The following is a 13,656-nucleotide window of genomic DNA, read 5'->3' as shown; positions in this document are numbered from 1 at the left end:
GACAGGACACCTGTGAGCCACCCCCACCCCGAGCTGACCACGCCGCCAGCCCTCCCCGACAACGGCCTGAGGGTCGTCGCGCTCGGAGGGCTCGGCGAGGTCGGCCGCAACATGGCCGTGCTGGAGACGAAGGGCAAGCTGCTCGTCATCGACTGCGGCGTGCTCTTCCCCGAGGACCACCACCCCGGAGTCGACCTCATCCTGCCGGACTTCACCTACATCGCCGACCGGCTCGACGACATCGAGGCCATCGTCCTCACCCACGGCCACGAGGACCACATCGGCGCCGTGCCCTACCTGCTCAAGCTCAAGGGCGACATCCCGATCATCGGCTCGACCCTGACCCTGGCGCTCGTCGAGGCCAAGCTCAAGGAGCACCGGGTCCGTCCGTACTCCATGGCCGTCAAGGAGGGCCAGCGCGAGAAGCTCGGCGTCTTCGACCTCGAGTTCGTCGCGGTCAACCACTCGATCCCCGATGCGCTCGCCGTCTTCGTGCGCACCGAGGCCGGCACGCTGCTGCACACCGGCGACTTCAAGATGGACCAGCTGCCGCTCGACGGTCGCCTCACCGACCTGCGTGCCTTCGCCCGTCTCGGCGAGGAGGGCGTCGACCTCTTCCTCACCGACTCGACGAACGCCGATGTCCCCGGCTTCACGACGCCCGAGCTCGAGATCGCTCCGGCCATCGACAAGGTCTTCCGTCACGCCCAGCGCCGCGTCATCGTCGCCTGCTTCAGCAGCCACGTGCACCGCGTGCAGCAGGTGCTCGACGCCGCGGAGAAGGCCGGCCGCAAGGTCGCCATGGTCGGGCGCTCGATGGTGCGCAACATGGGCATCGCCGCCGAGCTCGGCTACCTCCGCGTGCCCGACGGCATCCTCATCGACATCAAGAAGATCGACAGCCTGCGCGACGACGAGCTCGTCCTCATCTGCACCGGCTCCCAGGGCGAGCCGATGGCGGCCCTCTCGCGGATGGCGAACCGCGAGCACCGCATCGACGTCGGCCCCGGCGACACGGTGCTGCTCGCGAGCAGCCTCATCCCCGGCAACGAGAACGCCGTCTACCGCATCATCAACGGCCTCATGCGCCTCGGCGCCAACGTCGTGCACAAGGGCAATGCCAAGGTGCACGTCTCGGGCCACGCCAGCGCGGGCGAGCTGCTCTACTGCTACAACATCGTCAAGCCGCGCAACGTCCTTCCCGTGCACGGCGAGTGGCGGCACATGTATGCCAACGCCCAGCTCGCCATCGCCTCCGGCGTCCACGAGGACAACGTCGTGCTCGCCGAGGACGGCGTCGTCGTCGACCTCGTCAACGGGGTCGCCGAGGTGACCGGTGTCGTCGAGTGCGGCTACGTCTACGTCGACGGCAGCAGCGTGGGCGGCGCCGACGAGGCGCTGCTCAAGGACCGTCGGATCCTGCGCGACGAGGGTTTCATCACCTGCGTCGTCGTGCTCGACGCGGCCACCGGCAAGATCGCGAGCGGCCCGGAGATCACGGCCCGCGGGTTCGTCGAGGACGACGAGATCTTCCAGCAGGTCATCCCCAAGGTCGAGCGGGCCATCGAGGAGGCCGTCGCCAAGGGTGTCCGCGACGACCAGCAGCTCCAGCAGGTCATCCGGCGCGCGGTCGGCTCGTGGGTCGGTGGCAAGATCCGCCGCCGGCCGATGATCATCCCGGTCGTGCTGCAGGCCTGACGTGACGGTGCAGGAGGCCGACCGGGGGCACCTCGACAGCGACGACGGCCACGACGGGCCCTCCGGTCGTCCGGGGGAGCCCGCCGAGTCGTCGACGCGGGAGCCGGCCGGGCGTCGTCCCCGCCGGCGCTGGGTCGACGTCGTCATCGGCGTCGTCCTGCTCGGGCTCGTCGCCGTCGGGGCGCTGCGCTGGTACGACTCGACGGCATACGTCGTCGTCGTGCTCCAGACGGCAGGGCCCTTCGTCGTCATCGGCCTGGGCCTGCTCGCCGTGGCGACGCTCGTGCTACGGCGGTGGTGGATGCTCGTCCCCGTCGTCGTCGCGCTCGTCGTGGCGGCGACGGTCGCGGCGCCGGCCTTCCGGGCCACCTCCTCGCCGAAGGCCGACCGCGACCTCACGGTCATGTCGGCCAACGTCTGGATCGGGTCGGCCAACGCCGGCCAGCTCATGGACGCCGTGCGCTTTCACTCCGTCGACGTCCTCGTGCTCACCGAGGCGACGCCCGCGATCCTGCGGCGGCTCGACGCCGAAGGGGCGGCCGACTACTTCAGCCAGCGGGAGGGCGTCGCCCGGGCCAGCACCTACACGGGGACGATGGTCCTGTCGCGCTACCCGCTCTCGGTGCGCAGCCTCGGCACCGACCCGGCGCTCGAGGGCACCCGGAGCGTCCAGCCCGAGGTCGACGTGACCGTGCCCAACGGCACGGTGCGTCTCAAGGTCGCCCATCCCACGGCGCCCTTGCGCGGTGACACCGTCGAGTGGCGCGCGGGCCTGCGGGCGCTCCAGTCGTGGAAGCAGCGTCTCGACGGCGACGAGCTCCTCGTCATGGCCGGCGACTTCAACGCCGGCTTCGGCCACCCCGGCTTCCGCGACCTCGCCGCGGGCCTCGACGACGCGCAGCGCACCGACGGACAGGGGTGGGTGCGCACCTGGCCCTTCGCGGGCAACCGGCTTCCGGCCTTCGTCCAGCTCGACCACCTGCTGAGCCGCGGCCTCACGGTCGTCGAGGCCGGGCAGGTGGCTCTCAATCGCGCCGACCACGCCGCGGTCTGGGCGAGCTACGCCCTGCCGGCGCGCTGACCCGACCCTGAGCGTTCGAGCGCACCGACCGCGCGCCCGCGCTCGGGCACGGACCCGCTCAGCGGCGTACGTCCGCGGTCACCAGGGTCGCTCGACCTCGACGTCGCGCGGGTCGGTGCCCTCGAGCGCCCATCCGGTCTCCGTGAGCGACCACTCCGCGTCGGTGCCCTGCTCGACGAGCCGCGCGACGGCGGCGACGAGACGCTCGACGCCCTCGAGCGTGCTGCCGAGGCCGATGCTGGCGCGGACCGCGGTGGGGGAACGCTCGCCCCACGGGTCCTCGAGGAGCTCGTCGACGAGCAGGTGGGCGCAGAACTTGCCGTCCCGCACGCCGATGCCGTGCTCGACGGAGAGGACCTGCGACACGAGCGAGGAGTCCCAGCCGTCGATGGTGAAGGCGACGACGCCGACCCGGTCGCTGTCGTCACCGAAGATCGACAGGACCTCGACGCCCGCGACGTCGTCGAGTCCGGCGCGGAGCCGCTCGAGGAGGCGGGTCTCGTGCTCCTCGATGGCGTCGCGGTGCCGGCTGATCGTCGAGCAGGCCGCGGCGAGGGCGATGGCTCCGATGACGTTGGGGCTGCCGCCCTCGTGGCGCGCCGGCCCGGTCGCCCACGTGGTGCCGTCCTCGGTCACCGAGCGCGTCGCGCCGCCACCGAGCAGGTAGGGGTTGCCGGCGTCGAGCCAGTCGGAGCGCCCGGCGAGGACGCCCGCGCCGTAGGGGGCGTACGTCTTGTGCCCCGAGAACGCGACGTAGTCGGCGTCCCACGCGGCGAGGTCGATGGTGCGGTGCGCCGAGAGCTGGGCCGCGTCGACGGCGATCCGGGCGCCGTGCTCGTGCGCCAGGGTGGCGAAGCGCTCGACCGGCCAGACCTCTCCCGTCACGTTCGAGGCGGCCGCGACGACGACGAGGCGGTGGCGCGACGGGTGGTCGGTCAGCGCCTCCTCGAGCAGCGCGTGCGCGTCCTCGACGGTCTGCGGGACGGGGAGGCGCACGGTGCGGAAGCGGCCCCAGGGCAGCAGGGTCGAGTGGTGCTCGGTGCCGAAGACGAAGACCGTCGTGCGGCTCGGCAGCGCCTTGCTCAGCAGGGCCCACGAGTCGGTCGTCGTCCGGGTGAAGATGACGGAGTCGCCCTCACGCGCGCCGACGAAGGCGGCGACCTCGGCGCGGGCCTGCTCGTACCACGCGCTCGTCAGCCGCGAGGCGAACCCGGCGCCGCGGTGCACGGAGGAATAGGTCTCGAGGGCGCGGTCGACGGCCGCCTGGACCGTCTCGAGCGCCGGCGTCGAGGCCGCGTGGTCGAGGTTGGCGTATGCCGTGTCGCCGTGGAGCGTGGGCACGCGCAGTCCGGCGCCGACGACGGTGGGCAGGGTGCGCGCCTCGGGCACGACGTGCAGGGCGCGGGTGCGCACGACGGGTGCGGGGGAGCCGCCACAGAGGGAGGCCGCTGGGTGCGTCGAGGGAAGGACCGACATGGGAGTGCTCCTGGGTCATGGGACCCACCCGGTGCAGGTCCGCGCTTGCCGACCTCGATCACGCGTTCAGACCGAGGGTGGCCTGGTCGTCACCCGGAGCACCCCACCGCGGAGGAGGGTTGCTGGCCAGCGAGCCGGGGCTTGTCACTGGCACTCATGACCTGCGCACGACGATAAAGGGGTCGGTCACCGGCTGTCCACCGGTCGGTCCCCGGGTGTCGCGATCTGAGACGCCGACCCCGCCGGGGACCTCGCGGGACGGTGACGGGCGCGCCCACGGCATACGGCAGCCGCGTCCGACTGGTCAGCCCTGTTGCGCGTGTGACGCGTGAGTTCAGCGGTGCGTTGACGTACGGTGCGAGCATGGCGTCACGTCCGTCCACCAGCCAGCGCTCGAGCTCCGCCGCGGCCACCCGCGCCAAGGGGTCCGCGGGCAGCGCCTCGTCACGCCCTCCCGCAGCCCGGGGCGGCCGGCCCGCGCAGCGCAAGCCCGCGGCCCGCAAGCCCGCCGCCAAGACCGCGTCCAAGACGCGGGGCGGAGGCCTCCCCTTCCCGTTCGGCGCGATGCGCAACACCTGGATGGGCGTCTCGCACATGGCCGGGGGAGCGGTGCGCCGCGTCGGGCACAGCGCCGCCGACCTCGAGCCGGAGCACCGCCGCGACGGCATCGGCTTCGCGCTCATCGCGCTCGCCGTGGTCGTCGCCGCGCGTGAGTGGTGGGGCGTCTCCGGCACCTTCGGCCAGGTGGTGCACGCCGTCTTCGCCGGCACCTTCGGCCGCGTCGCCTACGCCGTCCCGCTCGTGCTGCTCGCCCTCGGCCTGCGCATGCTTCGAGCTCCCCAGGACGACGCGGCGACCAACCGCGTCGTCGTCGGCACCATCGCCCTGACCTTCGCCGCGTGCGGTCTGTCGCACCTTGCCGACGGCATCCCCAACCCGCCCGACGGCGCCGACGGCATGCGTGCCGCCGGCGGCATCCTCGGCTTCCTCGCCTCGAGCCCGCTCGCGGCGGCCGTCTCGACCTACGGGGCGCTCGTCCTGCTCGTCCTGCTCGGTCTCTTCGGCCTGCTCGTCATCACGGCGACGCCGGTCAACATGATCCCGACCCGCCTGCGCCAGCTGCGCGCCCTCGTCATCGACCGCGACCACGTCGACGAGCAGCCCGACGAGGCGCTCGACGCCCCTGCCGCAGCGGTGAAGCGCGCGCGCCGCAAGGCCGTCGACCTCGCCGACCGCGACGGCGACGAGGCGTTCCGCCAGGCCGCGCAGAAGGCCCTCGAGGACGAGGCGACCACGCAGCTGCGACCCGGCGAGAAGCGCCCGACGCCTCCCGGGCTGCTGGCTCCCCGTCCCGGCGGCGAGAAGGGCGGCGAGAAGGTCATCGACGCCACCGACCCGAAGACCCTCGGGGCGCCCGACACGAGCAAGGTCGGACCCAAGGCCGAGCTCATCCCCCCGCCCATGTCCGACCTGCCGGCTCGCGTCGAGCAGCTCAGTCTCGGCGGCGACATCACCTACCAGCTGCCCGACCACGCGATGCTGACGCCGGGGCCGCCGCACAAGACGCGCAGCGAGACCAACGACCGCGTCGTCGAGTCGCTGACCAACGTCTTCGACCAGTTCGACATCGACGCCGCCGTCACGGGGTTCACCCGCGGCCCGACGGTCACGCGCTACGAGGTCGAGCTCGGCTCGGGCACCAAGGTCGAGCGCGTCACCGCGCTCTCCAAGAACATCGCGTATGCCGTTGCCTCGGCCGACGTGCGCATCCTCAGCCCCATCCCGGGCAAGTCCGCCATCGGCATCGAGATCCCGAACCTCGACCGCGAGAACGTGTCCCTCGGCGACGTGCTGCGCAGCAACACGGCCCGCACCAACGAGCACCCGATGGTCATGGGTGTCGGCAAGGACGTCGAGGGCGCCTACGTCATCGCCAACCTCGCGAAGATGCCGCACCTGCTCGTCGCGGGCGCCACCGGATCGGGCAAGTCGAGCTTCGTCAACTCGATGATCACCTCGATCCTCATGCGCTCGACGCCCGAGGAGGTCCGGATGATCCTCGTCGACCCGAAGCGCGTCGAGCTGACGGCCTACGAAGGCATCCCGCACCTCATCACGCCGATCATCACCAACCCCAAGAAGGCCGCCGAGGCCCTCGCGTGGGTGGTCAAGGAGATGGACCAGCGCTACGACGACCTCGCGGCGTTCGGCTTCAAGCACGTCGACGACTTCAACAAGGCGGTCCGCGCCGGCAAGGTCAAGCCGCTGCCGGGCTCGGAGCGCCAGATCACGACCTACCCGTACCTCCTCGTCGTCGTCGACGAGCTCGCCGACCTCATGATGGTCGCCCCGCGCGACGTCGAGGAGTCGGTGGTGCGCATCACCCAGCTCGCCCGTGCCGCCGGCATCCACCTCGTCCTCGCGACGCAGCGTCCGTCGGTCGACGTCGTCACGGGCCTCATCAAGGCCAACGTCCCCTCGCGCATGGCGTTCGCGACGTCCTCGCTCGCGGACTCCCGCGTCGTGCTCGACCAGCCCGGCGCCGAGAAGCTCATCGGCCAGGGTGACGCGCTCTTCCTGCCGATGGGCGCGAGCAAGCCGATGCGTGTCCAGGGCGCGTGGGTCAACGAGTCCGAGATCCACGAGGTCGTCAAGTTCGTCACGACCCAGCTCAAGCCCAACTACGTCGAGAACGTCACCGTCGCGGCGCCCAAGAAGCAGATCGACGACGACATCGGCGACGACCTCGACGTGCTGCTCCAGGCCACCGAGCTCGTCGTCACGACCCAGTTCGGCTCGACGTCGATGCTCCAGCGCAAGCTGCGCGTCGGCTTCGCCAAGGCCGGACGGCTCATGGACCTGCTCGAGTCGCGCGGCGTCGTCGGCCCGAGCGAGGGCTCCAAGGCCCGCGACGTGCTCGTGCGCCCGGACGACCTCGAGCAGACGCTCGCGCTGCTGCGCGGCGAGGACGTGCCGCACCCCAACGAGCCCGTCGACGCCGATGACCTCGCCGAGATCATCGAGCCCGCCGAGCCGTATGCCGCCCCGCCCGTCGACGTGGAGCCTGCCGAAGCGTCGGCCGGCTACGCCGAGGAGCCCGACGAGGAGGTCGCGCCGCAGCGCACGGCCTCGCTCGTCGCCGAGCGCGGTGAGCAGCGTGCCCACGAGGACGAGACCACCGCGGTCCCGATGGCGCGGTGGACGCCCGGCGACATGACGCGCACGGTCGACGAGCACGACGAGGAGTCCGAGGACGCCTGGAACCTCACCGACCGCGGCGGCCGAGAGCGCTACTGACCCCCGAGGGCCCGACACCCGACAGCCGCGAGTCCCGCCCGCCCCGGCGGTTCAGGGGTTGAAGCGGTAGCCGAGACCGGGCTCGGTGACGAGGTGGCGCGGGTTCGTCGGGTCGGGCTCGAGCTTGCGGCGCAGCTGGTTGGCGTAGACGCGCAGGTAGTTCGACTCGCGCCCGTACGAAGGGCCCCAGACGGCTCGGAGCAGGTCCTGCTGCTGGACGAGGTGACCGGGCTCGCGGCACAACGCCTCGAGCACCCGCCACTCGGTCGGCGTGAGACGGACGTCCTCGCCCTCGACGGTCGCCCTCCGCTCGGCGAAGTCGAGGACGAAGTGGTCGGTCACGACCGGCCCGAGGTGCCGGCCGAGGTCGCCGCCGCGGCGCACGGCCGCGCGCACCCGAGCGAGGAGCTCCTCGACGCCGAAGGGCTTCGTGACGTAGTCGTCGGCACCGAGGTCGAGCGCCTCGATCTTGTCGTCGGACTCGTGACGTGCCGACAGGACGATGACCGGGACGACCGAGGCGGCGCGGATGCGGCGGAGCACCTCGGTGCCGTCGAGGTCGGGCAGCCCGAGGTCGAGGATGACGACGTCGGGTGCGTCCTCGAGCACCGACTGAACCGCGGTGCGACCGTCGGCGGCCGTGACGACCTCGTTGCCGTGGGCCCGCAGCGCGATCGTCAGGGTGCGCTGCAGCCGCGGGTCGTCGTCGACGACGAGCACTCGGGTCACGCGTCCTCCTTCGTCTCGGCAGGCTCGGCAGGCTCGGCAGGCTCGGCAGGCTCGGCAGGCTCGGCAGGCTCGGCAGGCTCGGCAGGCTCGGCAGGCCCGGCCGGCTCGGTCGAGGTGATGCGGTCAGCCACGTCGGTGCCGTCATCACCTCGAACCGAGGGGACCGTCGGGGTGAGGGGCAGCTCGACGACCATCGTGAGGCCACCGCCGGGGGTGTCCTCCGGGACGAGCGAGCCGCCCAGCACGGTCATCAGTCCCCGGGCGACGGCCAGGCCGAGGCCGAGGCCGTCGCCCTGCGGGGCGTCCCCGGCCCGCTGGAACGCAGCGAAGATGCGCTCCTTGTCGGCATCGGACACGCCCGGTCCGCGGTCGATGACCCTCAGCTGCACGGTGTCTCCGATCCGGCCTGCCGTGAGGCGCACCTCTGCGTCGCCGCTGTGCCTCAGGGCGTTCTCGACGACGTTGGCGAGCACGCGGTCGAGCAGTCCCAGGTCGGTCCGCACGAGGGGGAGGTCCGGCTCGAGGTCGACCTCGACGCGCTGGGGGGCGGAGGTGGTGCGCACCGTCGACACCACGGCGTCGAGCAGGTCGATCGAGTGGTGGTGCGCGCGCACGGCACCGGTCTCGAGCCGGGACAGGTCGAGGAGGTTGCCGATGAGGGCGTCGAGGCGGTCCGCGCTCTCCTCGATCGACTCGAGCAGCTCTGCCTCGTCGTCGGCCGTCAGGTCGAGACCGGACTGGCGCAGCGTGGAGACCCCCGCCTTGATGCTCGCGAGGGGCGTGCGCAGATCGTGCGAGACGGCGGCGAGCAGGGTCGTGCGCGCGGCGTTGTCGCGGGCGAGCCCGGCCGCCTCGCGCGCGGCCCGGACGAGCTGCTCGCGTCCGTGCAGGATCGCGGCGTGGGTGGCGTACGCGTTGACGACGCGCTGGTCCTCTGCCGCCACGGGCGGTCCGTCGAGCAGCAGGTGGACACCGTCGTCGACGGTGATGTCCAGAGCCCACACGGCGCCGGCCGGGAGCACGGTGCCCGCGGGCAGGTGGGGGTCGGTCGAGGCGACGACGGTCGATGGCTGGTCCGGGTGCGACTCGGTGAGCACGGCAGCGCGCATGCCGAGGTCGTCGCGCGCACGGTCGAGCAGGGCCGGCAGGGGTCGCGGCTCGGCGAGCAGGTCGCGACTCATCGCGGCGAGCGCCGACGACTCGCGCTCGGCCGAGACCGCCTGCTCGGTGCGCCGGGCTGCGACGTTGACGACCGACGAGACCGCCATGGCCACGAGCACGAAGACGGCGAGAGCCAGGGCGTTGGGTGGGTCACTGATGGTGAGCGTGCCCCGTGGCTCGGTGAAGAACCAGTTGACGACGAGCGAGCCGACGACGGCGCAGAAGAGCGCCGGCCAGATGCCACCCACGAGGGCGCACACGACGGTCAGCGCGAGGTAGAGGAGCAGGTCGAGCGAGAGCGTGTGCCCCTCCCGGGTGGCGACGAGCACGGCGGTCAGCCCGACGAGGGCGACGACGGCGAACAGCATCCCGCCGACGACCCGGCGGGCGGGCAGGCCAGTGGCGTTCCGGCGACGGCTGGCAACCTTCGACCCCTCGTGAGGAACCAGGTGGACGTCGATGTCGCCCGAGCCGTCGGCCACCTCAGAGGCGATGCTCGGACGCAGGATCTGCTGCCACCGGCCTCGCCGGCTGACGCCGACGACGATCTGCGTCGCGTTGACGCCGCGGGCGTGGTCGAGGATCGCCTCTGCGACGTCCTGGCCGGAGACGTCCTGGAACTCCGCCCCGAGGTCGCGAGCCAGTTGCCGCAGCCGAACCAGCACGGCAGGGTCGGTCGACGTGAGGCCCTCGGACGACCGGACGTGACAGGCGATGAGGTCACCGCCGGCCGCGCGGGTGGCGATGCGGGCACCTCGCCGGAGCAGCGTCTCGCTGCCGGCGCCGCCGGTCAGGGCCACGACGACGCGCTCGCGAGTCGGCCACTGCTCGCTGATGCCCTGGTCGGCCCGGTAGCGTTCGAGCGCCTCGTCGACCCGGTCCGCGAGCCACAGCAGCGCGATCTCGCGCAACGCGGAGAGGTTCCCCGTCCGGAAGTAGTTGGCGAGGGCGGCATCGACCTTGTCGGGTCCGTAGATGTTTCCGTGCGCCATCCGACGGCGCAGCGCCTCGGGTGACATGTCCACGAGCTCCACCTGGTCGGCCCGGCGCACGACCTCGTCGGGGACGGTCTCCTGCTGTCGGATGCCCGTGATCGACTCGACGACGTCGTTGAGCGACTCGAGGTGCTGGATGTTGACGGTCGAGATGACGTCGATGCCGGCCTCGAGGATCTCCTCGACGTCCTGCCAGCGCTTCTCGTGCCCGCCACGCGACGCGTCCCCGGCCCCGCCGCCCGACGGGGCGCCCGAGCCGGGGACGTTGGTGTGGGCGAGCTCGTCGACGAGGACCACGTGAGGGTGTCGGGCGAGGACCGCGGCGACGTCGAGCTCGGTGAGCCGGTTGCCGCGGTACTCGACCGTGCGACGAGGGAGGACCTCGAGGCCCTCGAGCATGGCCGCCGTGTGGGACCGCCCGTGCGTCTCGACGTAGCCGACGACGACGTCCGTGCCCCGCGAGAGGCGCCGGTGCGCCTCGTCGAGCATCGCGACCGTCTTGCCGACTCCGGGCGCGGCCCCGAGGTAGATCCGAAGCGACCCTCGACCCATGCGCTGATCCTCTCAGGTCACCCGGCGCTCGGCGCCGAGAGACGCGCAAGGGCGAGGTTGAGCTCGAGGACGTCGACCCGCGGCTGGCCCAGGAAGCCGGCGATGCGGTCCTGTGAATGCTCCTCGACGAGGGCCCGGACCCGGGTGACGTCGAGACCGCGGGCTGCGGCGACGCGCTCGACCTGGGCGACGGCATACGCCGGCGTGATGTGGGGGTCCAGCCCGCTGCCCGATGCGGTGAGCGCGTCGGCGGGAGCGGTCGAAGGGTCGAGACCCGCTGCCCCCACGCGCTTGGCGACCTCGGCCTCGAGGTCAGCACCGGGCCCGAGGTTGGTTCCACCGCTCGTGTCGCCGGCGTAGTCGCTGGCCGAGGGGCGACCGTGGAACCACTCGTCGCCCTGCCACTGCTGGCCGATGAGGCTCGAGCCGACGACCCTGGTTCCGGACGAGACGAGCGAGCCGGCCGCCTGGTCGCGTCCGGCAACCTGGCCGACGCCCCACACTGCGGCGGGGTAGAGCACGCCGAACAGCACGGTGAGGACGAGCATGGCCCGAAGGCCCGCGAGGGACTGCTTGATGACGTTGTCCACGTGTCTCACATCATTCCGGGGAGGTGGCTCACGACGAGGTCGATCAGCTTGATGCCGATGAACGGGGCGATGACGCCGCCGACTCCGTAGATGAGGATGTTGCGCCGCAGCAGGGCAGTGCTTCCGGAGGGCCGGTAGCGAACCCCCCTCAGCGACAAGGGGATCAGCGCGACGATGACGAGGGCGTTGAAGATCACGGCCGAGAGCATTGCCGACTTCGGGGTCGAGAGGCCCATGATGTTGAGGGCCTCGAGGCCGGGGAAGAGCACGACGAACATCGCCGGGATGATCGCGAAGTACTTCGCGATGTCGTTGGCGATCGAGAAGGTCGTCAACGCCCCGCGGGTGATGAGCAGCTGCTTGCCGATGGAGACGATGTCGATGAGCTTCGTCGGGTCGGAGTCGAGGTCGACCATGTTGGCCGCCTCCTTGGCCGCCGAGGTTCCGGTGTTCATCGCCACGCCGACGTCCGACTGGGCCAGAGCGGGGGCGTCGTTCGTGCCGTCGCCGGTCATCGCCACGAGACGGCCGCCCTGCTGCTCCTTCCGGATCAGGGCCATCTTGTCCTCGGGTGTGGCCTCGGCGAGGAAGTCGTCGACCCCGGCCTCCTCCGCGATGGACTTCGCCGTGAGCGGGTTGTCGCCCGTGATCATGACGGTGCGGATGCCCATCGCGCGCAGCTGGGCGAAGCGCTCCTTCATGCCGGGCTTGACGACGTCCTTGAGGTGGATGACGCCGAGCACCCGGGCCGGCCCGCCCGGCTGCTTCGACGCGACGACCAGAGGGGTCCCTCCGGAGCTGGCGATCCCGGCGACCTCGGTGAGCACCCCGGACGGAACGCCACCTCCGTGGTCGGAAGCCCAGCGGCACACGGCATCGGACGCGCCCTTGCGCACGGCCGTGCCGTCGGGCAGGTCGATCCCCGACATGCGGGTCTGCGCGGTGAACTCCACGAACGTGGCACCCTCGCGCCGGACTCCGTCGAAGCGCGTACGCGTCTCGTCGGCGAGGCCCCGCGCGGACAGCTCGACGATCGAGCGCCCCTCGGGCGTCTCGTCGGCCAGTGAGGAGAGGTATGCCTCCTCGGTGACCTCCACGTCCGGAAGGCCGGGGGCCGCGAGCAGCTCGGTTGCACGGCGGTTGCCGAACGTGATGGTGCCGGTCTTGTCGAGCAGCAGCGTCGACACGTCGCCCGCTGCCTCGACGGCACGGCCCGACATCGCGAGGACGTTGTGCTGCACGAGCCGGTCCATGCCGGCGATGCCGATCGCGGAGAGCAGCGCCCCGATCGTCGTGGGGATGAGGCAGACGAGCAGGGCCACGAGCACGACGACAGACTGCTCCTGGCCGGAGTAGACGGCGAGCGGCTGGATCGCCATGACGGCGAGGACGAAGATGATCGTCAGCGTGGTGAGCAGGATGGTCAGCGCGATCTCGTTGGGCGTCTTCTGCCGTGCCGCGCCCTCGACGAGGGCGATCATCCGGTCGATGAAGGTCTCACCGGGCTTGGTCGTGATGCGCACCGTGATGCCGTCGGAGAGCACTGTCGTGCCGCCCGTGACGGCGCACCGGTCACCACCGGACTCACGGATGACGGGAGCGGACTCGCCGGTGATCGCCGACTCGTCCACGGTGGCCATGCCCTCGACGACGTCCCCGTCACCGGGGATGACCTGGCCGGGACGCACGACGACGACGTCGCCGATCGTGAGGTCGGAGGCAGCCACGGTCTCGACGGAGCCGTCGGCGCTCCGGCGCTGCGCCGTCGTCGTGGTCCGGGTGGCGCGCAGCGTGGCCGCCTGCGCCTTGCCGCGGCCCTCGGCGACGGCCTCGGCCATGTTGGCGAAGAGGACGGTGGCCCACAGCCACAGGGTGATGCTCCACGCGAACCACGAGGGGTCGACGATGGCGACGACGGTGGTCAGGAGCGAGCCGATCCACACGACGAAGACGACGGGACTGTGCCACACGTGACGCGGGTCGAGCTTGCGCACGGCCTCGGGGAAGGTCGCGACCAGCTGGCGCGCGAGCGTGCCGAGCGACAGCGGGGCCTTCCCCGCCCTGATGAGAGGCATCT

General features: G+C 71.8%; 8 protein-coding genes and 1 riboswitch. Of the genes, 3 read left to right on the top strand and 5 right to left on the bottom strand.

Annotation, left to right across the window (positions count from 1 at the left end):
• The first annotated feature begins 12 nt into the window (after positions 1 to 12).
• Positions 13 to 1,698: a ribonuclease J gene (locus ASH01_RS20005; RefSeq protein WP_056780250.1), complete on the top strand. Its 1,686-nt coding sequence runs from the start codon at positions 13 to 15 to the stop codon at positions 1,696 to 1,698.
• Between the two features lies 1 nt (position 1,699).
• Positions 1,700 to 2,779, top strand: a complete 1,080-nt coding sequence (locus ASH01_RS20000; protein WP_056780246.1) for an endonuclease/exonuclease/phosphatase family protein — start codon at positions 1,700 to 1,702, stop codon at positions 2,777 to 2,779.
• Between the two features lie 78 nt (positions 2,780 to 2,857).
• On the opposite strand, the gene ASH01_RS19995 is transcribed toward ASH01_RS20000, so the two are convergent.
• Positions 2,858 to 4,255: an aminotransferase class V-fold PLP-dependent enzyme gene (locus tag ASH01_RS19995; RefSeq protein WP_082620026.1), complete on the bottom strand. Its 1,398-nt coding sequence runs from the start codon at positions 4,253 to 4,255 to the stop codon at positions 2,858 to 2,860.
• A 36-nt stretch (positions 4,256 to 4,291) separates the two neighbouring features.
• A riboswitch (SAM riboswitch) is annotated at positions 4,292 to 4,417 on the bottom strand.
• Positions 4,418 to 4,618: 201 nt separating this feature from the next.
• Between ASH01_RS19995 and ASH01_RS19990 the strand changes: the two genes are divergently transcribed.
• Positions 4,619 to 7,552, top strand: a complete 2,934-nt coding sequence (locus tag ASH01_RS19990; protein ID WP_056780377.1) for an FtsK/SpoIIIE family DNA translocase — start codon at positions 4,619 to 4,621, stop codon at positions 7,550 to 7,552.
• 51 nt (positions 7,553 to 7,603) lie between these two features.
• Here the strand turns inward: ASH01_RS19990 and ASH01_RS19985 are convergent, their stop codons facing one another.
• The 4 genes from ASH01_RS19985 to kdpB are packed head-to-tail and all read right to left on the bottom strand — an operon-like array spanning position 7,604 to position 13,654.
• Positions 7,604 to 8,281 (bottom strand): response regulator transcription factor, encoded by a 678-nt coding sequence (locus ASH01_RS19985; RefSeq protein WP_056780244.1) that lies wholly within the window; start codon positions 8,279 to 8,281, stop codon positions 7,604 to 7,606.
• The gene (locus ASH01_RS19980) at positions 8,278 to 10,989 is read right to left on the bottom strand and encodes a sensor histidine kinase (RefSeq protein ID WP_056780242.1); all 2,712 of its coding nucleotides are present in this window, start codon (positions 10,987 to 10,989) and stop codon (positions 8,278 to 8,280) included. Before ASH01_RS19980 ends, ASH01_RS19985 begins: the two co-directional genes overlap by 4 nt.
• A gap of 17 nt (positions 10,990 to 11,006) precedes the next feature.
• A complete protein-coding gene (gene kdpC, locus ASH01_RS19975) occupies positions 11,007 to 11,579 on the bottom strand; it encodes a potassium-transporting ATPase subunit KdpC (RefSeq protein WP_082620025.1) in 573 nt (190 codons plus the stop codon).
• A 5-nt stretch (positions 11,580 to 11,584) separates the two neighbouring features.
• A complete protein-coding gene (gene kdpB, locus ASH01_RS19970; protein ID WP_056780371.1) occupies positions 11,585 to 13,654 on the bottom strand; it encodes a potassium-transporting ATPase subunit KdpB in 2,070 nt (689 codons plus the stop codon).
• Positions 13,655 to 13,656 lie beyond the last annotated feature (2 nt).

Origin of the sequence: Terrabacter sp. Soil811, assembly GCF_001429655.1 — a bacterium.
Lineage (GTDB): Bacteria > Actinomycetota > Actinomycetes > Actinomycetales > Dermatophilaceae > Terrabacter.
Note: the sequence above shows the minus strand (reverse complement) of the source record. Positions and strands in the feature narration are given on the sequence as shown.